The sequence below is a fragment of the Streptomyces sp. NPDC059582 genome (genome assembly GCF_042735715.1).
GTDB lineage: Bacteria > Actinomycetota > Actinomycetes > Streptomycetales > Streptomycetaceae > Streptomyces.
Window position 1 is genome coordinate 150,378 of the sequence record NZ_JBHWCC010000012.1, and the last position, 23,065, is coordinate 173,442.

The window sequence follows — 23,065 nt, forward strand, 5'->3', positions numbered from 1 at the left end:
CCTCCGGCGCCCCTACCCCGCTCAGGCGAAGTGCCGACCAGCTGAGCGGAGTTCACAAGGCGGACCCTGGAAGGGGGCTCATGAACAGTCTCGACTGGGCCGTGCTCGTCGGTTACTTCGGCGTGATGGTCGCGATCGGTGTCTGGTCGCACAAGCGCGTGGACAACGTCAGCGACTTCTTCACCGCCGGCGGGAAGATGCCGTGGTGGCTCTCCGGCATCTCGCACCACATGTCGGGCTACAGCGCGGTGATGTTCACCGGGTACGCGGGCATCGCCTACACCTACGGCGTGACGTCCTTCATCACCTGGTCGTTCCCCATCGCCCTGGGTATCGCCATCGGATCGAAGCTGTTCGCTCCGCGCGTCAACCGGCTGCGCTCCCGGCTGCACGTGGCGTCCCCGCTGGAGTACCTGAAGAACCGCTACAACCTCAAGACCCAGCAGGCCCTCGCCTGGTCCGGCATGCTGCTGAAGATCGTGGACGTGGGCGCCAAGTGGGCGGCGATCGCCACCCTGCTCTCCGTCTTCACCGGGGTCTCGCTCAACCAGGGCATCCTGATCACCGGTGCGATCACCGCCGTGTACTGCACCATCGGCGGCCTGTGGGCGGACGCGCTGACCGAACTGGGGCAGTTCATCATCCAGTTGCTGGCCGGCGTCTCGATGTTCGTCGCGGTGGTGCTGAAGCTGAACGACAAGGGGATCGGGTTCTTCGGCGCCTGGGACGAGCCGGCGCTGCAGGGGCACGGCAAGCCCCTGGTCGGCCCGTACGGCACGGTCTTCCTGCTCGCCTTCCTCTTCATCAAGCTCTTCGAGTACAACGGCGGCATGCTCAACCAGGCCCAGCGCTACATGGCGACGGCGACCCCCCGGGAGGCCGAGCGCTCGGCCCGGCTGTCGGCGGTCCTGTGGCTGGTGTGGCCGGTCGTCCTCTTCTTCCCCATGTGGATGTCACCGCTGCTGGTCAGCGCGCAGAAGCCGGACGGCTCCGACTCCTACGGCCTGATGACCGAACAGCTGCTGCCCCACGGGTTGTTGGGGCTGGTCATCGTCGGCTTCTTCTCGCACACGATGGCCATGTGCTCGTCCGACGCCAACGCGATCGCGGCCGTGTTCACCCGGGACGTGGCGCCGGTGCTGTCGTCGAGGGCACGGGAGTGGGGCGAGCGCTCCGGCCTGATCGCCGCGCGGGTCACGACGGTGGTGTTCCTCGGCCTGTCGATGGCGGTGGCCACCCAGGTCAACTCACCCACCTTCAAGGACATCATCACGGTCGTCATCAAGTGGGTGGCCGGTCTGATGGGCCCGATCGCGATCCCGATGATGCTCGGTCTGCTGCGCCCCTTCCGGCGCTCCGGCCCGACGGCCGCGCTCACCAGCTGGGCGATGGGCCTGCTGGCCTTCTGGCTGGTCAACTACCCGATCAACTGGAGCGTCGACGGCGGAGTGCCGCTCCAGTACCAGGTGTCGGTCCCGCTGGCGGTGTCCCTGGTCCTCTACATCCTGATCGGCTTCGTGAAGCCGGAGGACACCCCGGAGCGGCTGGCCGTCATCGAGCGGATCAACTCCGACGGGGACGGCGCGGCGGCCACGGCGGCCGTACCCGCTCCGGCGGCCGGAGGGGTCGGTACGGCGGTGAAGGACGACGCCGGTCTGTGACCACAGCGGACGGGGGGTGCGCGGTACCCGCGGGGGCTCAGGCCCCCCGCGGGTACCGCGCCAGCCAGCCCGGGGCCGCCCCCGCCGGACCGTGCAGCGCGGGCCCCTGGGTCATCTCCATCGCGAAGTCGTCGGCCAGTTCCAGGATCGTGGGACGGCCCTCCAGCTCGGCCAGCCAGGCCGGCGGGAGGGCCGTTTCGCCGTGCAGGGCGCCGAGGAGCCCGCCGGCCAGGGCACCGGCGGCCCCGGACGGAGCGCCGTGGTTCACGGCGAGGCGCAGCCCGTGCCGCACGTCCTCCCCGACCAGCGCGCAGTAGACGGCGACGGCCAGCAGGCCTTCCGCCGTGCCGCCGGCCGCGAGTTCCGTCACCCGCTCCGGCGTCGGAATCCCCTGCCGCACCGCGCCCAGCGCGTACTGCAGGGCGTCGGAGACCGGCTGGTGTCCAGGCCGCACGGCGAGCAGCGCGAGCGCGTGCTGCACGGACCCGTCGAGACTCTCGCCCCGGGCGAGCCCGTGCACGATCACGGCGTACGCGCCGGCCGCGAGACAGGCGGCGGGGTGCCCGTGGGTCTGCGCCGCGCACTCCACGGCCAGCTGCACGACCAACTGCGGCTCCCAGCCCACCAGCAGCCCGAAGGGCGCCGAACGGGCCGCCGCCTGCGGACCGGGCTCGCCGGGGTTCTTGGGGGCCTCCAGGGTGCCCATGGTCTGGTCGCCGAGGCCCAGCAGCAGGGACGGGGCGGGGTCCCGCCGCGCGTACAGCCACTCCTCGCGCGCGAGCCACCCGTCGTCCTTGCGGCGCTCGTCGGGCCCCCAGTCGCGCTGGGTCGCGGCCCAGCGCAGATACGCGCGGTGCAGATCGGTCGGCGGATGCCAGGCCCCGGTGTCGCGCCGCACCTGCGCCCGGATCAGCCCGTCCACGGTGAACAGCGTGAGCTGGGTGAGATGCGTGACCGCGCCGCGCCGCCCGTAGGCGGGGGCCAGGTCGACGACGCCCTCCGCGCCGTGGGCCTCCCGGATCGCGTCGACACCCAGCCCGTCGACCGGCGCCCCCAGCGCGTCCCCGAGGGCCACGCCGAGGAGGGTGCCGCGCACCCGCCCACGGAAGTCCTGCTGCTCGGCACGGCCCCAGACAGCGCCGGTCGTCGCACCCACCAAGACCTCCCGTGGCACCGTCCACATGTACGACAACTCAGCACTGTATTCGACTTGGAACGGACTGTTCAGGGTGCGGATCGGTATGCGATGAGTGACCCGAGTGGTCCTTTGTGGTCAGATTTCGACGGGAACAGGTGGTCCGGCGGACCCCGCGCAGGCGCCGTGTTTCCGGCTCACGGACCCCGCGCAGGCGCCGTGTTTCTGGCTCAATGGCGACGGGACGCCACGGCTCCGGCCGGGAAGAACACCGGCATGACCACCCCCACCACGCCCCCCTCCCACATGCCCGCCACTCGTCCCGCGCGCACCCGGCTCCCCCGCACCCTCCCGCTCACCGCCGCGCTCCTCACCGCCACCGTCGCCCTCTACACGGCCCTGGTGGCCTTCGGGAACATCACGGACTTCGGCACCAACCAGCAGTTCGTACGGCATGTTCTGGCCATGGACACGACGTTCAAGGACGAGGATCTGATGTGGCGGGCCGTCACCAGCACGGGGCTCCAGGACGCCGCCTACGTCGTGATCATCGTGTGGGAGACGGCCGCGGCGCTGGTGCTCGTCGCCGGGACGTGGTTCTGGGCGCGCCGGGACCACGACCGGGCACGGCGCCTGTCCACGTACGGGCTGCTGATGGTGATGCTGCTCTTCGGGGCGGGGTTCATCGCGATCGGCGGGGAGTGGTTCGCGATGTGGCAGTCGAAGGACTGGAACGGGCTGGACGCGGCGACCCGCGCCTTCCTGTTCAGCGGGATCGTGCTGCTCGTCGTCCGGCTGCCCCTCGGTGAGCGCGGCCGGGAGCCGGACGCTATGTGACGACGGTCACCTTCGTGCCCGTCGCCCCGAACGCCCACAGTGCGGCGCCGTCCGCCTTCGGCATACGGATGCCGCCGGTCCGCGCGCCCGAGGCGGGCGGGGGCGAGGAGCCGTCCACCGCGTTGGAGAAGGCGATGTTGACTCCGGACGCGGCGGCGAAGTACATGATGTGCTCGATCTGGACGCCGTCGGAGCCGGTGGTGGCGTCCTTGCGGGTCGAGACGGTGTACTTGCCCGCGGCCGGGCTCACCGTGCCCGGCCAGACCGTGAAGGTGCGGCGCGTGGCGTCACTCGCGTCGACCAGCCAGACGCGCCGCTGTCCGAGGGAGTAGACGATCCGGCGCCCGGTGCCCGAGCCGTCGGGCACGGCGGCGGTCTTCGTCGGCCTGGGCGTGGGGTGCGCGCTCGCCGACACGCTCGGGCGGGGCGAGGCCGAGGCGGTGGGCCGCGACCCCTGGTCCGCCTGCACGGCCAGGACGGTGACCACGGCGATCGCCCCGGCCGTCAGGCCGGTGACCCAGGCCCACGAGGGAAGCCATCGGGCAGGCACGGGCACGCATCTCCTCAGCTCCGGGCCCCTTCGAACAGGGGGCCGGATCATCGTACTGCGAGCCCCCGACCCCTCTGCCCAGCCGCCCCCGCGCCGCCTCAGTCCAGCACCGGCAGCAGCTCCGGGAGATGCCCGTCCGACGCCCGCGCCGCCCGCTGCCGCTCCTGCGGCACCTCGCCGTACAGGGTCGTGCGCGGCTTCGCCGGCCGGCCGGCCGCCTCCGCCACCGCGATCAGGTCCTTGACCGACTTGTAGGAGCCGTAGGACGAACCCGCCATGCGCGAGATCGTCTCCTCCATGAGGGTGCCGCCGAGATCGTTCGCCCCGGAGCGGAGCATCTCCGCCGCGCCGTCCGCGCCCAGCTTCACCCAGCTGGTCTGGATGTTCGGGATGTGCGGGTGCAGCAGCAGCCGCGCCATCGCCGTGACCGCGCGGTTGTCCCGCATCGAGGGGCCGGGGCGGGCGATGCCCGCCAGGTACACCGGCGCGTTCGTGTGGATGAACGGCAGCGTCACGAACTCGGTGAAGCCGCCCGTCCGCTGCTGGATCCCGGCCAGCGTGCGCAGATGGCCCAGCCAGTGGCGGGGCTGGTCCACATGGCCGTACATCATCGTCGAGGACGAGCGGATGCCCAGCTCGTGCGCCGTGGACACCACCTCGATCCAGGTCGCCGCCGGCAGCTTGCCCTTGGTCAGCACCCAGCGGACCTCGTCGTCGAGGATCTCCGCCGCCGTGCCGGGGATCGAGTCGAGCCCCGCCTCCTTCGCCGCGGCCAGCCACTCGCGGATCGACAGGCCGGTGCGGGTGGCGCCGTTCACCACCTCCATCGGGGAGAAGGCGTGCACGTGCATGCCGGGCACCCGCTCTTTGACCGCCTTCGCGATGTCGAAGTACGCCGTGCCGGGCAGGTCCGGGTGGATGCCGCCCTGCATGCAGACCTCCACCGCGCCCACCTCCCACGCCTGCTGCGCGCGGTCGGCGACCTGGTCCAGGGAGAGCGTGTAGGCGTCGGCGTCCGTGCGGCGCTGGGCGAAGGCGCAGAACCGGCAGCCGGTGTAACAGACGTTGGTGAAGTTGATGTTGCGGGTGACGATGTACGTGACGTCGTCGCCGACCGCCGACCTGCGGACGTCGTCCGCGACCCGGCACAGCGCGTCCAGCGCCGGGCCCTCCGCGTGCAGCAGGGCCAGTGCCTCGTCGTCCGTCAGCTTCGTCGGGTCGTCGGCCGCCGTCGCCAGGGCCGCGCGGACGTCCGTGTCGATGCGCTGCGGTGCCATGCCGGGCGCGGCCGCCTCGCGCAGGGCGCCCCAGTCGCCGTACACCTCGTCGAAGTCGTCGCGCCGGTCGGACGTACGGCCGTCGGTGTCGATGGTGCGGTGCAGGTCCGTGCGGCCGGTGGCGGTGAACGCCTCCTCCGGCTCCTGCCACGGGTGACCCTCGACCACCGCGTCCGGGCGGGCCAGGCCGCTCTCCGGGTCCGCGAGCGCCCGGACGTGCGGCAGCAGCCGCGGGTCCAGCCAGGGTTCGCCGCGCCGGACGAACTCCGGGTAGACACAGAGGCGTTCGCGCAGCTCGAAGCCGGCCGCCGCGGACCGCGCCGCGAGTTCCTCGATCTGCGGCCAGGGGCGCTCGGGGTTGACATGGTCGATGGTGAGCGGGGAGACCCCGCCCCAGTCGTCGATGCCGGCGCCGATGAGCCGCTCGTACTCCGAGTCCACGAGGTTCGGCGGGGCCTGGAGGCAGGCGGACGGGCCCATGATGTGCCGGGCCACGGCCACCGCGGCGACCAGTTCGTCCAGTTCGGCGTCCGGCATGCCGCGCATCGCCGTGTCCGGCTTGGCCCGGAAGTTCTGGATGATCAGTTCCTGGACGCCGTGGTAGGACCGCGCGATCCTGCGCAGCGCGAACAGCGAGTCCGCGCGCTCCTCGTACGTCTCGCCGATACCGAGCAGGATGCCGGACGTGAAGGGGACGGAGGAGCGGCCCGCGTCCTCCAGGACGCGCAGCCGGACGGCCGGTTCCTTGTCCGGGGAGCCGTGGTGCGGGCCGCCGGGCTCGGACCACAGGCGGGTGGCGGTCGTCTCCAGCATCATGCCCATGCTGGGCGCGACCGGCTTGAGGCGCTGGAAGTCCGTCCACGTCATGACACCCGGGTTGAGGTGCGGGAGCAGGCCCGTCTCCTCCAGGATGCGGATCGAGATCGCCCGGACGTAGGCGATGGTGTCGTCGTAGCCGTGCGCGTCGAGCCACTCGCGCGCCTCGGGCCAGCGGTCCTCGGGCTTGTCGCCGAGGGTGATGAGGGCTTCCTTGCAGCCGAGCGCGGCGCCGCGCCGGGCCACGTCGAGCACCTCGTCGGGCGACATGAACATTCCGTGACCCGCGCGGCGCAGCTTGCCGGGGACGGTGACGAAGGTGCAGTAGTGGCACTTGTCCCGGCACAGCCGGGTGAGGGGGATGAAGACGCTCTTCGAGTAGGTGATGACGCCGGCTCGACAGGCCGCCTCCAGGCCCGCGTCCCGCACCCGGGCGGCGGACGCGGCGAGGTCGTCGAGGGCCTCGCCGCGGGCCTGCAGCAGAACCGCCGCCTCGCCGACGTCGAGGGCGACGCCGTCCCGGGCGCGTTTGAGGGCGCGACGCATGGAGTTCTCGGTCGGGCCGGTTCCGGAGGTCGCGGAAGTCGTCATCCTTCGAGCATACGATCGCGCTGACCAGGCCGAACAAGCGATGGCCGAATCGCCGCCACCCGCGGGTCGTTACACGGCGTCACGGGAAGCGGGGGTCGCGGCCACGTGGTCCGCGTACGCGTCCAGCAGCCGCAGCACCTCCGGCTCGCCGGCCGGCGGCAGCTGCACCACGACCTCCTCGATGCCGAGTTCGGCGTAGTGCGCGAGCTTGCCCGGGCTGGGGTGGACGGCGTACGGCACGACCTGGAGCGCGGCCGGGTCGCGGCCCGCGTCGGCCCAGACGGCGCGCAGCAGCGGCAGGGACTCGGTCAGGCCGCGGCCGCCGATCGGCAGCCAGCCGTCGGCGAACTCGCTGATGTGCGCGAACAGTTTCGGCCCGGCCGCCCCGCCGACGAGCGTGCGCGGGCCGATGACCGGTCCGCGCGGCTTCTGCACCGGCTTGGGGTGGGCGTGGCTGGGCCGCACACTGCCGAACCGGCCCTCGTGGGCGGTCGGTTCCTCCGCCCACAGCGCCCGCATCAGCGCCATCCGGTCGCGCACGAGCTCGCGTCGGGTGCCCCACTCGACGCCGTGGTCGGCGGCCTCCTCGACGTTCCAGCCGTAGCCGAGGCCGAGGGTGAGGCGGCCGCCGGAGAGGTGGTCGACGGTCGCGATCTGCTTGGCCAGATCGATCGGGTCGTGCTGGGCGACCAGCGTGATGCCGGTGCCCAGGCCGAGACGCTCGGTGACGGCGGCGGCCTGGCCGAGCGCGACGAAGGGGTCGAGCGTACGGCCGTATTCGCGGGGCAGTTCGCCGCCCGCCGGGTACGGGGTGGTCCGCTCGACCGGGATGTGCGTGTGCTCGGGCAGATAGAGCCCGGCGAACCCGCGCTGCTCCAGCTCACGGGCGAGCCGGGTCGGGGTGATGGTCTCGTCGGTGAGGAAGATCGTGGCGGAGAGGCGCATGTCCCATCTGTACCGGGCGCCGGGCCATCTGTCCATACCGACCGGTCGGGATTGCCCGCGCACCGCCCGGCCGGTTCCTGCCCGAAAGACGCAGCTCCCCTTCCCTTGTACGGGAGTTCACGGCTGAATACGACAGTTGCACGCGCCACCCCCGCACCAGCCATGTCATGTCACTGCCGATACTTGGGAGCAGCCGCATGTGCGAGGAACACGCCGGAATCGGAAGACGCGCTCTGTTCGTGACGGGAGCGGCCGCGGCCCTTACGTTGGGAAGCGTGAGCTTCGCTGCCGCGGAAGGCCAGGAGCAGGAGACGAGGACGGTGCGCGGCACGCTGCCCACCGGCTCCCCCGACTTCGTGTACATCCCTCTCGAAGTCCCCTCCGGGGTAAGGGAACTGAAGGTCTCGTACACCTACGAACGGCCGTCCGTCCCGGCCGGCACCGCCGGCAACGCCCTCGACATCGGCATCTTCGACGAGCACGGCACCGAGCTCGGCGGCCGGGGCTTCCGGGGCTGGTCGGGCGGGGCGCGCACGGAGTTCTTCATCCGGGCGGACGACGCGACGCCGGGCTACCTGCCCGGACCGGTGCGCAAGGGCACCTGGCACATCGCCCTCGGGCCCTACACGGTGGCGCCGCAGGGGCTGTCGTACGAGATCACGATCACGCTGACCTACGGTGCGCCGGGCAGCACGCCGAAGCCGGTGTATCCGCCCGCCCGTGCCAAGGGGCGGGGCCGGGCCTGGTACCGGGGCGACTGCCATCTGCACTCCTGGCACTCCGACGGCCGCCGCACCCCGGCGGAGATCGCGGCGCTGGCGCGGGCGGCGGGCCTGGACTTCATCAACTCCTCGGACCACAACACGCACTCGTCGCACGCGCACTGGGCGGACGTGGCCGGCGACGACCTGCTGGTCATGGTGGGCGAGGAGATCACGACGCGCAACGGCCATGTGCTGGCCCTCGGTACGGAGCCCGGCACCTTCGTCGACTGGCGCTACCGGGCCCGGGACAACCGCTTCGGCCGGTTCGCCCGCCAGGTCCGCCACTCCGGCGGCCTGGTCGTCCCCGCGCATCCGCACGCCACCTGCATCGGCTGCAACTGGAAGTTCGGTTTCGGCGAGGCGGACGCGGTCGAGGTGTGGAACGGTCCGTACACCCCGGACGACGAGGTGGCCCTCGCCGACTGGGACGGGATGCTGGTCGCGTCGGTGCGGGCGGGCGGGCGGGACTGGATCCCGGCGATGGGCAACAGCGACGCCCACCGGGACCCGGACCCGGTGGGCATGCCGCAGACGGTGGTCCTGGCCGACGACCTCACCCGCGAGGCCGTCCAGGAGGGCCTTCGCGCGGGCCGCTCCTACGTCGCCGAGTCGAGCAGGGTCTCGCTGGCCTTCACCGCGAACGGGCCGCGCGGCGAACACGCCGGAATCGGCGGGCGGTTGGAGGTGCCCCGCGAGGCCCCGGTCACGGTCCGGCTGGAGGTGACGGGCGCCCCGCGCTGCACGGTCCGCCTCGTCACCGACCAGGGGGTCCTGTTCACCAGCGCCCCGCTCCCCGTGTCCGGCGAAGGCACGGTCGAGTGGTCCACGACACCGTCGTACGCCGCCTACGTCCGGGCGGAGCTGCGGCACGAGACGGCGGCGGGGCCGCTGCCGGGGGCGCTGGCGGCGTTCACGAACCCGATCTTCCTCGGGCGTCAGTGAGACGGTGACCCGGCCGGGTCAGCGCGGGCCGGCCTGACCGGCCGGGACAGCGAAGGTCGGCCTGGTCAGCGCGGGTCACCCGGTTCTGCGGCCAGGTCGGCCGGTTCGGCGGCCAGGTTGGCTGGTTCGGCGGCCAGATCGGCAGCAAGGTCGGCCGGTTCGGCAGCCATGTCGGCCGGTTCGGCAGCCACGTCGGCCAGTTCGGCGGCAAGGTGTTCGGCGGCCGGGTCGGCCGGTTCGGCAGCCAGATCGGCCGGTTCGGCAGCCACGTCGGCCAGTTCGGCAGCCAGATCGGCCGGTTCGGCAGCCACGTCGGCCGGTTCGGCGGCCAGATCGGCCGGTTCGGCAGCCATGTCGGCCAGTTCGGCGGCAAGGTCGGCCGGTTCGGCGGCCAGGTCGGCCGGTTCGGCAGCCACGTCGGCCGGGTCGGCGGCCAGGTCGGCGACCACCGCGGCGTGGTCGGAGGGCCACACCCCGTCGACCGGGCCGTCCCCGGCCCGCCGCACGGCCCGCACGTGCCCGAGGCCGCGGGGGCCGGGCGGGCCCACGTGGATGTAGTCGATGCGGGCCGCGGGGTCGTACGGGCCGACATAGGGGTTCGCCGGGTCCCAGGTGGCGGAGGGGGCTGCCGGGTCGGCGTACTCCCAGGCGTCGAGCAGGACGCGTCCGGGCACGACGGGGGCCGTCCTGTACCCCCCGATCAGCCTGATCTCGTCGGAGTCGGGCCAGGCGTTGAAGTCGCCCGTGACGATCGCCGGGAACGCCGTCCCGTCCTGGTGTGCGGCGACGAACTCCGCGAGGTCGGTGACCTGCCGGCAGCGGACGGCCGAGGCGTGCACGGCCGAGGTGAGGTGGGTGGTGAAGAAGGGTATGTCGTGGCCGGGGGCGGCCAGCCGGGTGTAGAGGGCGAGCCGGCCGTCGTCCAGCTCCTCGGGGGCGGCCAGCCGCAGCACGTCCTGCTCCACGATCGGCCAGCGGCTCAGCACGGCGTTGCCGATGTCGACCGTCGGGTCCCCGATCCGCCGCTGCCAGCGGTCCGACGCGTGGGAACCGGCCCACGTCCAGTGCATCCCGAGCTCGGCCGCCAGCCAGCCCGCGAGGTTCTCCCCGCCGCTCTCCCAAACCTCCTGCAGCCCGACGACATCGGGCCGCAGCTCCCGCAGCATGCCCAGGATCGCCTTCTGCCTCGCCTCCCAGGGCCCGAAGCGCCACCACAGGTTCCAGGTCACGACCCGCATCCGCAGCCACCTGCTCTCGTCGCGCGACATCGGGGACCATTGAAGCAACTTCCCCGCGCCTCACACCAGACAGGAGCCCCACGGACGATGTCCCGCCTCGACGACCTCAGATTCCGCGCCGCGACCGGCTTCCAGCGCCGCGTCGGCAACCCGCTTCTGCGCCGCCTCCCCTTCCAGACCCTCCTGGAGACCACCGGCCGTGTCTCCGGCCTGCCCCGCCGGACCCCGGTCGGCGGGCGACGCGTCGGCGACTCCTTCTGGCTGGTCTCGGAGTTCGGGGAGCGGTCCCAGTACGTCCGCAACATCACGGCGGACCCGCGGGTGCGGGTGCGGATCCGGGGCCGCTGGCACGACGGCACGGCCCGGCTCCTCCCGGACGACGACCCGGTGGCCCGGCTGCGCACCCTGCCGCGCGGGAACAGCACGGCGGTACGGCTGCTCGGCACGGGACTGCTGACGGTCCGGGTGGACCTGACGGGTGCCTGACGGGTGCCTGACGGGTGCCTGACAGCCGCCGGCCCGCCGCACCTCGGCGCGGCGGGCCGGACGGACGACCAGGCGGAGATCAGCAGTACTTCTTCTTCACCTGGTAGGCGAGCGAGGACTTGGCGGGCTTGGCCGAGCAGCGCAGACCACCCTTGACCTCTATGGTCCAGCTCTGGACCTTGCCGTACTGACCGGTCTTGATCCACTTGGTGCCGCGGTCGCACCGCCAGTTGGTGTAGTACCCCACGACCTTCTTCGTACCGGAGTAGAAGACGTAGTCGCCGTCCTTCGTCAGCTTGAAGGTCACCGTCCGCGAGGTCTCCGTCGTGTGCTTGCCACTGCCCTGGAGTTCGAGGTCCACGTGCTCCTCGATGCTGGCGATGGCCACGTTCGCGCTGACCTTCCCGCCGACCGTCGCCTTGACCGACGCGGCCACCTCGCTGATCTTTTTGACGGTGAAGGTCTGGGTGGCCGTGCCGCCGGTGTAGTTCTCCAGGATGTCCCGGTGCGTGACGACCCAGGTCTTCGAGACGTTCGTCCAGGTGAGCTTGGTCGTTCCGCGGTTGCAGATCGGGTCGGCCGCACTCGCCGTGGTCACGGGCACGCCGACGAGCAGCGCGGCGGTGATCCCCGTGACGAGGGCGGCAGAGGTCATGCGTGTGATCATTTTCTCCCCGTTTCATGTCCCCGTTGAAAGCGGTCTCGGCGACCGCCGGGGACATACGATCAGCCCGGGTCGGGGATCAGCCACGGACTTGAGCCTCATTTAGGCTTCCGCCACGGGATTCACATTCACAACTCCCTTTCTATAGAGGTGAGTTGTTCATCATCCAGGCCAGACGATCGCCTGGACCTCGCTGTAGGCGTGCAGGGCGTACGAGCCGACGTCGCGGCCGACGCCGCTGCGCTTGAAGCCGCCGAACGGGGCCTCCATGTTGCGGCCCACGGTGTTGATGCCGACCCCGCCTGCCCGCAGCCGGCGGGCGACGCGGAACGCCCGTGCCACGTCCGCCGACCAGACGTAGTCGATCAGGCCGTAGTCGGAGTCGTTGGCGAGGGCCACCCCCTCGTCCTCCTCGTCGAAGGGGATGACGACGACCACCGGGCCGAAGATCTCCTCGCGGGCGACGCGCATGTCGTTGGTGGCGTCGGCGAGGAGGGTGGGCGCCACGTAGAAGCCACGCTCCAGGGGCGGGCGTCCACCGCCCGTCACCACCACCGCGCCTTCCTTGCGGCCCAGTTCCACGTACGACTCGACGCGATCGCGGTGCGCCGCCGAGATCAGCGGGCCGACGACCGTGTCCGGCTCCCCGGGGTCACCGATCTTCAGACGGCGGGCGTAGGCGGCCAGTTGTTCCACCAGCCGGTCGTACACCCCCCGCTGTGCCAGCACCCGGGTCGGGGCCGTGCAGATCTGGCCGCTGTAGAAGGAGAAGGTGGTGCCGATCCCGGCCACCGCCGAGCCGAGGTCGGCGTCGTCGAGGACGACCGCCGCGCCTTTGCCGCCCAGTTCCATCAGCTGGCGTTTCATGTGCCGGCCGCACACCTCGGCGATGCGCTGCCCGACCGCCGTGGAGCCGGTGAAGCTCACCATGTCGACGTCCGGTGACTCCACGGCCGCCTCGCCGACCTCGACCGCGCGTCCCGAGACGACGTTCACCACGCCCGGCGGCGCCCCCGCCGCCTCCAGCGCCGCCGCCATCCGGTAGACGGACAGGGGGTCCTGCGGGGCCGGCTTCACCACCACCGTGTTGCCCATCGCCAGCGCGGGCGCGATCTTCCCGGCCGGGTTCGCCCAGGGGTTGTTGTACGAGGTGACGCAGGCGACGACCCCGACCGGCTGGCGGACGGCGAGGGCGCCCATCACGCCCGCCCGCCCCATCGGCCCGGCCTCGTTGATCTGCGGCGAAACCGGCCACTCCGCGGGCTCCACGCGCGCGTACCGGCGGAAGCGGGCCGCGGCCACCCCGACCTGCATCGCGCGGGCCGTCCCGGTCGTCGCGCCGGTCTCCGCGCGGGCCAGTTCGGCGTACGGGACGAGGCGGCCCCGGATGGCCTCCGCCGTCCGGGCGAGGATCTCCGCCCGCTCCTGCGGCGCCGTGCGCGACCATGGACCCAAGGCCTCACGGGCCGCCGCACAGGCCGCCCGCACCTGGTCCCGCGAGGCCTCCGGCGCCCATCCGACGGTTTCCTCGGTCGCCGGGTCGGTCACCTCGTAGTGGCCGCCGTCCGGTTCCACCCACGAGCCGCCGACGAACAGTCTCTCGCCGGTGGTCACCTCGGTCACCTGGTGCTCACCGTCCTCGTGTCCCGCCCGGAACGCAGCACCTTCCCCGGTACGGCGCCCGTCACCACGTCGTCCCGGATCGCCACCGCCCCGTTGACCCAGACCGCCCGTACACCGATCGCCCGGGAGTCCAGCCGCGGGCTGTCCCCCGGCAGGTCGTGCACCAGGGTGGCCTTGCCCGCCTCGATCCGCTCCGGGTCGAAGAGGACCAGGTCCGCGTGCCAGCCCTCGCGCACCCGGCCGCGTTCACGCAGGCCGAACAGCCGGGCCGGGTCGTCGGTCAGCATCTTCACCGCCTGCTCCAGACCGACCAGCCGGCGGCCGCGCAGACAGTCCCCGAGGAAGCGGGTGGTGTACGGGGCACCGCACATCCGGTCCAGGTGCGCGCCCGCGTCGGAGCCGCCGAGCAGGACGTCCTCGTGCTGCCAGGTCTCGGCGCGCAGGGCCCAGGACGCGGGGTCGTTGTCGGTGGGCATGGGCCACAGGACCGTACGCAGGTCGTCGGCGGCGCAGATCTCCACCAGGCAGGTGAAGGGGTCCTGGCCGCGTTCCGCCGCGATGTCCTGGACGACCCGGCCGGTGAGGCCCTCGTTGGCCGCGCTGTAGGTGTCGCCGATGACGTACCGGCCGAAGTTCACCAGCCGCCGGAAGACGCCCGCCTCCTTGGAGTTCGCGTGCCGCAGCAGCTCGGCCCGTACCTGCGGGTCGCGCAGCCGGGCGACCCGCTCGGGCACGGGCAGACCCAGCACCGGCCCCCAGCCGGGGATCAGGTTCAGCGCGCAGAACGTGCCCAGCGACATGTTCATCGGGGTGAGGATCGGCATGGTCAGGGCCACCACCCGGCCGCCCGCCTTGCGGGCCCGTTCGCTCGCCGTCAGCTGCCTCGGCACCCGCTCCGGCACGGCCGCGTCGACCGTGAGGACGTTCCAGTTCAGGGGGCGTCCGGCCGCCGCGCTCATCTCCACGAACAGATCGATCTCGGCGTCGCTGAACTGGTCCAGGCAGCCCGCGACGATCGCCTCGATCTGGGTGCCCTCGTGCTCGCCGACGGCCCGGGACAGGGCCAGCAGCTCGTCCGGGCGCGCGTGCCGGGAGGCCACCGGCTGCCCGTCACCGTCGGAGTGCGTCGACGACTGGGTGGTGGAGAACCCCCAGGCGCCCGCGTCCATCGCCTCGTGGAAGAGGCGGAGCATGGCTGCCAGCTGCTCCTCGCTCGGCTGCCCTCCGACCGCGTCCGGCCCCATCACGTACCGGCGCAGCGCGCAGTGCCCCACCATGAAACCCGCGTTGACGGCGATCCGGCCCTCCAGGGCGTCCAGGTAGTCGCCGAAGGTGTGCCAGCTCCAGGGCGCGCCCTCCTCCAGGGCGACCAGGGACATGCCCTCGACCTTGGACATCATGCGGCGGGTGTAGTCGGCGTCCTGCGGGCGGGCGGGGTTCAGCGGGGCGAGGGTGAAGCCGCAGTTGCCGGCCGCGACCGTGGTCACCCCGTGGTTGAGGGACGGGGTCGCGTACGGGTCCCAGAACAGCTGGGCGTCGTAGTGGGTGTGCGGGTCGACGAAGCCGGGGGCGAGGACCAGGCCGCTCGCGTCCTCCGTCGTCCGGGCCGCCTCGGTGACCGAGCCGATCGCCGCTATCCGTCCGTCCCGTATCCCCACGTCTGCGGTACGGGCCGGAGCGCCCGTGCCGTCGACGATGGTCGCGCCTTTGATGACGTGATCGAGCATGGAGCCTGCCTCCTCGAGCGTCCGGTCTTCGACGCGCCCCCGGAGGGGCGCGGGACTGTGCCGAAATGCGGCTCCGCCGCGCGGGCGCGACCGGCCACGACCGGCCGGCGGTCCGCGCAGGCGGTCAAGCGCTCTGCCGGAACCGGGTGGTCCGGTGCACCGGATCCGTGTCGATCTTCGGGATCACGTGCTCCCCGATCAGCCGGATGGTCCGGAGCGTCTCCTCCTTCGGCACCCCGACCGGCAGCCCGAAGCTGAGCTGGTCGGCGCCCGCCTGCTCCCAGCGCTTGCACTGGCGCAGCACCTCGTCCGGGTCCCCGCAGATCAACAGCTCCTCCTCGATGAGGAGTTCGACGAACTCGGGGGTGTACTCGGGCAGGGTCTCCGGCCAGACGGGGAAGCCCTCGGGGCGCGGGAAGGTGTCGTGGTAGCGGAAGACGAGGGAGGGGAGGTAGTGCAGGCCGCCGTTGGTGGCGACGCGGATCGCCTCGTCGTGGGTGGGGGCGCAGATGGCGGTGGTCGTCACCATCACGTTGTCGTTGACGAAGGCGCCGACCGGCTCGGCGTTCACGACCGCCGTCTTGTACTGCTCCAGCACCCACTCCATGTCGGAGACCTTCTGGATGCTGAAGCCGAGGACGCCGAGTCCCTTGCGGGCGGCCATCGCGTACGACGGCGGCGAGCCGGCCGCGTACCACATCGCCGGGTGCGCCTTGCCGTACGGCTTGGGCAGGACCTTGCGCGGCGGCAGCTGCCAGTGCTTGCCCTGGAAACCCTCGTACTCGTCCTGGAGCCACATCTTCGGGAACTCGGCGATGGTCTCCTCCCAGATCTCCTTCGTGTGGTTCATGTCGGTGATGCCGGGGAGGAAGCCGAGGATCTCGTGCGAGCCCGCGCCGCGTCCGCTGCCGAACTCGAAGCGGTTGCCGCTGAGATGGTCGAGCATGGCGACCTTCTCGGCGACCTTCACCGGGTGGTTGACCTGGGCGAGCGGGTTGAAGATGCCCGAGCCGAGGTGGATGCGCTCGGTGGCGTGCGCGAGGTAGCCGAGGAAGACGTCGTTGGCCGACAGGTGCGAGTACTCCTCCAGGAAGTGGTGTTCCGAGGCCCAGGCGTACTTGAACCCCGACCTGTCCGCCTGGATGACGTACTCGGTCTCCTCCATCAGCGCCTTGTGCTCGGCGAGCGGGTCGGTCTCGGCGCGCTTGCCCACGTATCCCTGTACAAAGAGCCCGAATTCCAAGGGGGTTCACCGTCCCGGGTCATAGTTTCTGACGCATCGTCAGGTTCAGCTGCCGCCGACTGTGGCACCGGCCGCATGCACCGTCAATAGCTGACGGCCAGTCAGGCAAAGCCTCGGCCGTTCAGAACAGCGACACCCCGGCCAGCCACCCGCCGTCGATCACGAACGGCTGCCCGGTGATGTACGAGGAGTCGTCCGAGGTGAGGAAGAGGGCGAGCCGCGCCACCTCCTCGGGCCGCCCGATCCGGCCCAGCGGGACGAGCTTGCGGTACAGCCCGTCGAGGGCCTTCGAGGTCTCCTCGGCGTCCGCGTCCGGGTCCAGCACGGAGGGGTTGGACATCGCGGTGTCGACGGCACCGGGGCACACGGCGTTGACCCGGATCCCGCGCGGCGCGAGCTCCAGGGCGGCGACCCGGGTGAGCCCGAGGATCGCGTGCTTGGACGCGGCGTACGCGCCCACCGCCACCATTCCGGTCATGGCGGTGTACGACGCCGTGTTGACGATCGTGCCGCCGTCCGCCAGCACCGGGGCCGCCGTCTTCGTCCCCAGGAAGCAGCCGACCTGGTTGACCCGCACGACCCGCATGAACTCGTCGAGGGGCGTGTCGACGAGGGCGTTGAAGCGCAGGATGCCGGCGTTGTTGACGAGACCGTCCAGGCGGCCGTACGTCTCCTGCGCGGTGCGTACGGCCGCCTGCCAGGCGTCCTCCCGGCTCACGTCCAGATGCACGTACAGCGCGCCGATCTCCTCGGCGAGTGCCGCGCCCTGGTCGTCCAGGACGTCGGCGACCACGACCTCGGCGCCCTCCGCCCGGAACAGCCGGGCCTCCTGTTCCCCCTGTCCGCGTGCGGCGCCGGTGACGAGGACGACACGTCCGTCGAGCTTGCCCATGCGGGCCCCCTCGGGATCGATTGCGCATCGGTGGATGCCCGGCATCGTAGCGCTGGATCTGACGATGCGTCAGATGTGTGACGTCGGATATGGGGCGTCAGATGTGGGGCGCCACCTCCGTGCCGAACGCCGCCATCTGGTCGGTGAGTTCGCCGCGGTCGCGACTGCGGAACCGCACCTGGATCTGGTCCACGCCCATCGCCCGGTAGGCCCGCAGGGACTCGGCGAGCGCGTCCGGCGGGCCGGTGAGGGTGCGGCGGCCGACGTCCCAGGCGGGCTCGCCCACGTACAGCGGCTCGGTGATGGCGCCGACGACGAAGGGCTCCTCGATGCCCGCCTCCGCCCGGAGCCGTTCGATCCACTCGATGCGGCCGGGCAGCCGGTCCCGTGGATCGCCCTGCGGCAGCCAGCCGTCACCCTTGAGCGCGGCCCGGCGCACGGCGGCGTCGGACGAGCCGCCGACCCAGACGGGCACCCGCGGCTGGGCGGGCCGGGGCCGCTGGCCGAGCCCCTCGAAGTCGTACAGCTTCCCGTGGTGGACGGGGAACTCGTCCGGCCCCAGGGCGGCCCGCAGCGCGTCCACCACCTCGTCCAGTACGGCCCCGCGGCGCCCGAAGTCGACCCCTAGCGCCTCGAACTCCTCCCGTACGTGTCCTGCGCCCACCCCGAGCACGAGCCGTCCGCCCGAGAGGTGGTCGAGGGTCGCGTACTGCTTGGCGGTCAGCAGCGGATGGCGCAGGCCGACGATCGCGACGTGACTGAGCAGCCGGACGCGTTCGGTGGCGGCGGCCAGGAAGGCGAGGGTGGCGACCGGGTCGTACCAGATCGTGCTCATGGCCGGGGCGAGGCGGCGGGGCACGCCGACATGGTCGCAGCTCGCGAGGTAGGCGAAGCCGGCCCGGTCGGCGGCACGGGCGATCGCGAGGAGGTCGTCGGGCCCGGCGGCGGCCTCCCAGGGTTCGGCGTAGAGGGTGCTCTGGGACTGGATCGGCAGCTGGATGCCGTACGGGAGCGTCACGCGGCACCGCCGGGACCCGGCCACAGCCCGTCGTCCGTCAGCCCCAGCAGCTCGATCGCGTTGCGCCGTACGATCCGCTCGACCACGTCCGCCGCCAGGTGCCCCATCTGGGCCTCACCGACCTCGCGCGACTTCGGCCAGGTGGAGTCGGAGTGCGGGTAGTCGGTCTCGTAGAGGACGTTGCCGACCCCGATCGCGTCCAGGTTCCGCAGGCCGAAGGCGTCGTCGAAGAAGCAGCCGTAGACGTGGTCGGCGAACAGCTCGGACGGCGGGCGGTGCACCTTCTCGGCGACGCCGCCCCAGCCGCGGTTCTCCTCCCACACCACGTCCGCGCGCTCCAGGATGTAGGGGATCCACCCGATCTGGCCCTCGGCGTACATGACCTTGAGATCGGGGAAGCGTTCGAACTTGCCGCTCATCAGCCAGTCGACCATCGAGAAGCAGCAGTTGGCGAAGGTGATGGTGGAGCCGACGGCGGGCGGGGCGTCGGCGGAGGTGGACGGCATACGGCTGGACGAGCCGATGTGCATGGCGATGACGGTGCCGGTCTCGTCGCAGGCGGCGAGGAAGGGGTCCCAGTCGTCGGTGTGCACGGAGGGCAGGCCGAGGTGCGGGGGTATCTCGGAGAAGGCGACGGCACGGACCCCGCGGGCGGCGTTGCGCCGTACTTCCGCGGCGGCGAGCCCGGCGTCCCAGAGGGGGACGAGGGTGAGGGGGATCAGCCGTCCCCGCGCCCGCGGCCCGCACCACTCCTCCACCATCCAGTCGTTGTAGGCGCGCACGCACAGCAGGCCGAGCTCGTGGTCCCGGGCCTCGGTGAAGGTCTGGCCGCAGAAGCGCGGGAAGGTGGGGAAGCAGAGCGCGGACTGGACGTGGTTGACGTCCATGTCGGCGAGGCGCTGGGGGACGTCGTACGAGCCGGGCCGCATCTGCTCGTAGGTGATCACCTCCAGCTTGATCTCGTCCCTGCTGTAGCCGACGGCGGTGTCGAGGCGGGTGAGGGGGCGGTGCAGGTCCTCGTAGATCCACCAGTCACCGAGCGGGCCGTCGTCCCCCGGGGCGCCCATCACGGGCTTGAAGCGGCCACCGAGGAAGGACATCTCCTTCAGCGGCGCCCGGACGATCCGCGGGCCGGTGTCCAGGAACTTCTTCGGCAGCCGGTCCTGCCAGACGTCGGCGGGCTCCACGGTGTGGTCGTCGACGGAGATGATCTGCGGAAACGCGGTGTCGTGGGTGTCCATGGCGCCCACGGTAGCGCTCATCTGACGGTCCGTCAGCTATGCGGATCGCACCTCCCGGCGGATGGACGCGGGGGCGCCGACGCGCGAAGAGAGTGTGAGGGCCTTGTGACGCCCTGGACACCCGGCCGTGCGTGCCTGTGATCGGCGTCTCCCCCGGCTGACGCATCCGCCATGAACAAGGCAAACTGACGGAGTTGTTGAGGATGCCTAGGGGGACCCCCATGGACGACGGTGTACCGCGCGTGCCGGAGCAGAGGCGTCCCGGCTCCTCCGCGGAACCGGGAGCGCTGCGCTTCAGCCTGCTCGGTCCGGTGCGCGCCTGGCGCGGCGAGGAGCCGCTCACCACGGGTTCCCCGCAGCAGCGCGCGCTGCTCGCCGCCCTGCTGCTGCGCGAAGGCCGTACGGCGACGGCGGGCGAGCTGATCGACGCGCTGTGGGGCGAGGACCCGCCGTCGCAGGCGCTGGCGGCGGTGCGCACGTACGCCTCCCGGCTGCGGAAGGCGCTCGACTCCGGCGTCCTGGTGAGCGAGTCGGGCGGCTACGCGATCCGGTCGCTCGGCGAGGGCGCGCTGGATCTGGCGGTGGCGCAGGACCTGGCGGCGGAGGCGGAGAAGGCGCGCCACACCGGGGACCTGTGCCGGGCGCGGGCGGTGCTGGGCCGTGCGCTGACCCTGTGGGACGGGGAGGCGCTGGCGGGGGTGCCGGGGCCGTACGCGGAGGCGCAGCGGGTCCGGCTGGAGGAATGGCGGCTGCAACTGCTCGAATCCCGGCTCGACATGGACCTGGAGCAGGGCTGCCACGCGGAGGCGGTCTCGGAACTGACCGCGCTGACGGCGGCGCACCCCCTGCGGGAGCGGCTGCGCGAGCTGCTGATGCTGGCGCTGTACCGCAGCGGACGGCAGGCGGAGGCGCTCGCGGTGTACGCGGACACCCGCCGGCTGCTCGCCGAGGAACTCGGCGTCGACCCGCGCTCCGGCCTGCGCGACCTCCAGCAGCGGATCCTCCAGGCCGACCCGGCCCTCGCCGAACCGTCGGCGCCGGTTGCGGAGCCCGCCTCGGCGCCGGTGCGCCCGGCTCAACTCCCCGCGACCGTGCCCGACTTCACCGGGCGGACGGCTTTCGTGACGGAGCTCGGCGAGGTGCTGGCCTCGGCGGAGGGCCGGGTGATGGCGGTGTCGGCGCTGGCGGGGATCGGCGGCGTCGGCAAGACCACGCTGGCGGTGCACGTGGCCCACCAGGCCCGCTCGTCCTTCCCGGACGGGCAGTTGTACGTCGACCTCCAGGGCGCGGGAGCGCGGGCGACGGAGCCGGAGGCGGTGCTGGGCTCCTTCCTGCGCGCGCTGGGCACGGCCGACTCCGCGATCCCGGACTCCCTGGAGGAGCGCTCGGCCCTGTACCGCTCGGTCCTGGACGGCCGCCGGATCCTGGTCCTGCTGGACAACGCCCGCGACGCGGCCCAGATACGGCCCCTGCTGCCGGGCACGGCGGGCTGCGCCGCGCTGATCACCTCCCGGGTCCGGATGGTGGACCTGGCCGGCGCCCACCTGGTCGACCTGGACGTCATGTCCCCCGACGAGGCGCTGGCGCTGTTCACCCGGATCGTGGGCGAGGAACGGGTGGCGGCCGAGCGGGAGGCCGCCCTGGACGTGGTGGCGGCCTGCGGGTTCCTGCCGCTCGCCATCCGTATCGCCGCCTCCCGGCTGGCGGCCCGGCGCACCTGGACGGTCTCCGTGCTGGCGGCGAAGCTGGCGGACGAGCGGCGCCGGCTGGACGAGCTCCAGGCCGGGGACCTGGCGGTCAAGGCCACCTTCGAACTGGGCTACGGGGCCCTGGAACCGGCGCAGGCCCGCGCGTTCCGGCTGCTGGGCCTGGCGGACGGCCCGGACCTCTCCCTCGCCGCGGCCGCCGCGGTGCTGGACCTGCCCTTGGAGGACACGGAGGACCTGCTGGAGTCCCTCGTCGACACGTCGCTGCTGGAATCGGCGGCGCCGGGCCGGTACCGGTACCACGACCTGGTGCGGCTCTACGCGCGTGCCTGCGCGGAACGGGACGAACAGCCGCCGGGCGAGCGGGACGCGGCCATGTCGCGGCTGCTGGACTTCTATCTGGCCACGGCCGCCGGGGTGTACGCGATCGAGCGGCCCGGGGACCGGCTGGTGGACCACCTGGAGCGGACCCGGTATCCGGGCCTCGCGTTCGCCTCGCCGCACACCGCGCAGGACTGGCTCTACGCCGAGGCGAACTGCCTGATGGCCTCTGTGCGTCAGTCCGTCGGCACCTCGACCCTGCGCCGGGCCGTGGACCTCCTGTGGGCGACCAAGGACCTGGCGGAGTCGGGCGCCAACGCGCGGGGGTACGAGGTGGCGGCGCTGGCCGTGCGGCAGGCCGCGCGGGAGGCCCGGGACGCCCGCGCCGAGGGCCGGGCCCGGACCGCCCTGACCAACGTCCATCTCGTCGCCGGCCGGTTCCGGGAGGCCGACGAGGAGGCCCAGCAGGCCATGGCACTGGCGGCCGAGGCACAGGACCCGCTGCCGAGCTGCTGGGCCCCGAACGACCGGGGCATCATCGCCATCTACGAGAACCGGCACGCCGACGGCGAGCGCTATCTCCAGCAGGCGATCGACAACTTCCGGGCCGACGGCAACGACGTCGGCGAGGCCAGCGCGCTGTGCAACCTCTCCCGGATCCAGGTGGCGATGGGGCGCACGTCCAGCGCCATCGACCTCGCGCAGCAGGGCATCGACATCTACGACCGCATGGGCCTGACCCTGCGGCTCGCCAACGGCCGGTACGCCCTGGGCATCGCGTTGACCCAGGCCCGGCAGCTGCCGGAGGCGCTCGACCAGCTCACCGAGGCGCTGTCCCTGTTCCACGACAACCGCCAGCCGCTCTGGGAGGGCGTCACCCACTTCCGGATCGCCGAGGTCCACCTCGCCGCCCAGCGCCCCACGCTCGCCGCGAGCCACGCGGAACAGGCCATCGCGCTGCGCGGCATCGGCGGGGAGTGGCGGCGCGGCACGGTGCTCACCGTGCTGGGCCGGGCCCTTGCCGCCATCGGCCAGTCGGACCGCGCCAAGGCCTGCTGGCTGGAGGCCCTGTCCATCTATGAGCAGTTGGGCTCGCCCGAGGCGGACGAGGTGCGCGGGCTGCTCGCCCCGGCCGCCGCGGCGTAGCGCCGGGCTCGCGCCGCCGGCCGGCTTCCGGCTTCCGGCTCCGGCCCTCCCGGCTCCGCCTCCGGCCGCCCTCCCAGCGGCCGCCGGCCACCGCCCGCAGACCGCGTTCATCGTTCGTTTATCGCCGCTCGGCAGGCTTACTCACGTCGATCCGTCGCGTCGGGGGGCAGACGGATCGCGCAGTGGCCGCACCACTAGGGTGAACGGCCCCGGGGCGCCTGCCCGACAGCTCACGGGGGAGC

The 23,065-nt window shown here is 72.4% G+C and carries 16 protein-coding genes and 1 pseudogene; 5 read left to right on the forward strand and 12 right to left on the reverse strand.

Translation table 11 applies throughout. The annotated features are described in order from the left end of the window. The first annotated feature begins 80 nt into the window (after window positions 1-80). Window positions 81-1,661 carry a sodium:solute symporter family protein gene (locus ACFV0T_RS13990; protein WP_385778056.1) on the forward strand — a complete coding sequence of 527 codons (1,581 nt, stop codon included), beginning with the start codon at window positions 81-83 and terminating at the stop codon, window positions 1,659-1,661. A gap of 37 nt (window positions 1,662-1,698) precedes the next feature. Here ACFV0T_RS13990 and ACFV0T_RS13995 read toward each other — a convergent pair whose 3' ends face one another. After that, window positions 1,699-2,817, reverse strand: a complete 1,119-nt coding sequence (locus ACFV0T_RS13995) for an ADP-ribosylglycohydrolase family protein (RefSeq protein WP_385778058.1) — start codon at window positions 2,815-2,817, stop codon at window positions 1,699-1,701. A 285-nt stretch (window positions 2,818-3,102) separates the two neighbouring features. On the opposite strand from ACFV0T_RS13995, the gene ACFV0T_RS14000 reads away from it, so the two are divergent. Then, a complete protein-coding gene (locus ACFV0T_RS14000; protein ID WP_385778095.1) occupies window positions 3,103-3,633 on the forward strand; it encodes a DUF2165 domain-containing protein in 531 nt (176 codons plus the stop codon). On the opposite strand, the gene ACFV0T_RS14005 is transcribed toward ACFV0T_RS14000, so the two are convergent. From ACFV0T_RS14005 to ACFV0T_RS14015, 3 genes are all read right to left on the reverse strand, one after another. Then, window positions 3,626-4,189, reverse strand: coding sequence for a hypothetical protein (locus tag ACFV0T_RS14005; RefSeq protein ID WP_385778060.1), 564 nt, complete (start codon window positions 4,187-4,189; stop codon window positions 3,626-3,628). The genes ACFV0T_RS14000 and ACFV0T_RS14005 overlap by 8 nt on opposite strands. A 92-nt stretch (window positions 4,190-4,281) precedes the next feature. Then, a complete protein-coding gene (locus ACFV0T_RS14010) occupies window positions 4,282-6,867 on the reverse strand; it encodes a bifunctional FO biosynthesis protein CofGH (protein ID WP_385778062.1) in 2,586 nt (861 codons plus the stop codon). A gap of 69 nt (window positions 6,868-6,936) precedes the next feature. Further along, entirely contained in the window at window positions 6,937-7,812 is an 876-nt protein-coding gene (locus tag ACFV0T_RS14015) for an LLM class F420-dependent oxidoreductase (RefSeq protein ID WP_385778064.1), read from the reverse strand. A gap of 197 nt (window positions 7,813-8,009) precedes the next feature. On the opposite strand from ACFV0T_RS14015, the gene ACFV0T_RS14020 reads away from it, so the two are divergent. Beyond that, window positions 8,010-9,518 (forward strand): CehA/McbA family metallohydrolase, encoded by a 1,509-nt coding sequence (locus ACFV0T_RS14020; RefSeq protein WP_385778067.1) that lies wholly within the window; start codon window positions 8,010-8,012, stop codon window positions 9,516-9,518. Between the two features lie 431 nt (window positions 9,519-9,949). Here ACFV0T_RS14020 and ACFV0T_RS14025 read toward each other — a convergent pair. After that, window positions 9,950-10,756, reverse strand: a pseudogene (locus ACFV0T_RS14025) (endonuclease/exonuclease/phosphatase family protein); the annotation flags it as partial. Between the two features lie 87 nt (window positions 10,757-10,843). Between ACFV0T_RS14025 and ACFV0T_RS14030 the strand changes: the two are divergent. Beyond that, window positions 10,844-11,242 carry a nitroreductase/quinone reductase family protein gene (locus ACFV0T_RS14030; protein WP_385778069.1) on the forward strand — a complete coding sequence of 133 codons (399 nt, stop codon included), beginning with the start codon at window positions 10,844-10,846 and terminating at the stop codon, window positions 11,240-11,242. Window positions 11,243-11,321: 79 nt separating this feature from the next. Here ACFV0T_RS14030 and ACFV0T_RS14035 read toward each other — a convergent pair whose 3' ends face one another. The 7 genes from ACFV0T_RS14035 to ACFV0T_RS14065 all read right to left on the reverse strand — a co-directional run bounded on the left by ACFV0T_RS14035 (window position 11,322) and on the right by ACFV0T_RS14065 (window position 19,671). Then, on the reverse strand, window positions 11,322-11,897 hold the full coding sequence (locus ACFV0T_RS14035) for a hypothetical protein (protein WP_385778071.1): 576 nt from the start codon (window positions 11,895-11,897) through the stop codon (window positions 11,322-11,324). A 171-nt stretch (window positions 11,898-12,068) separates the two neighbouring features. Beyond that, the gene (locus ACFV0T_RS14040) at window positions 12,069-13,529 is read right to left on the reverse strand and encodes an aldehyde dehydrogenase family protein (RefSeq protein WP_385778073.1); all 1,461 of its coding nucleotides are present in this window, start codon (window positions 13,527-13,529) and stop codon (window positions 12,069-12,071) included. Beyond that, the gene (locus ACFV0T_RS14045) at window positions 13,526-15,421 is read right to left on the reverse strand and encodes an amidohydrolase family protein (protein WP_385778097.1); all 1,896 of its coding nucleotides are present in this window, start codon (window positions 15,419-15,421) and stop codon (window positions 13,526-13,528) included. Before ACFV0T_RS14045 ends, ACFV0T_RS14040 begins: the two co-directional genes overlap by 4 nt. Continuing rightward, entirely contained in the window at window positions 15,381-16,499 is a 1,119-nt protein-coding gene (locus ACFV0T_RS14050; protein WP_385778075.1) for an LLM class flavin-dependent oxidoreductase, read from the reverse strand. Before ACFV0T_RS14050 ends, ACFV0T_RS14045 begins: the two co-directional genes overlap by 41 nt. 121 nt (window positions 16,500-16,620) lie before the next feature. Beyond that, entirely contained in the window at window positions 16,621-17,391 is a 771-nt protein-coding gene (locus ACFV0T_RS14055) for an SDR family NAD(P)-dependent oxidoreductase (protein WP_385778077.1), read from the reverse strand. A gap of 97 nt (window positions 17,392-17,488) precedes the next feature. After that, window positions 17,489-18,409, reverse strand: coding sequence for a TIGR03619 family F420-dependent LLM class oxidoreductase (locus ACFV0T_RS14060; protein ID WP_385778079.1), 921 nt, complete (start codon window positions 18,407-18,409; stop codon window positions 17,489-17,491). Beyond that, window positions 18,406-19,671, reverse strand: a complete 1,266-nt coding sequence (locus ACFV0T_RS14065) for an amidohydrolase family protein (protein WP_385778081.1) — start codon at window positions 19,669-19,671, stop codon at window positions 18,406-18,408. The genes ACFV0T_RS14060 and ACFV0T_RS14065 overlap by 4 nt, the downstream gene beginning before the upstream one ends. 200 nt (window positions 19,672-19,871) lie before the next feature. Between ACFV0T_RS14065 and ACFV0T_RS14070 the strand changes: the two genes are divergently transcribed. Further along, window positions 19,872-22,823: a BTAD domain-containing putative transcriptional regulator gene (locus tag ACFV0T_RS14070; protein ID WP_385778083.1), complete on the forward strand. Its 2,952-nt coding sequence runs from the start codon at window positions 19,872-19,874 to the stop codon at window positions 22,821-22,823. Window positions 22,824-23,065 lie beyond the last annotated feature (242 nt).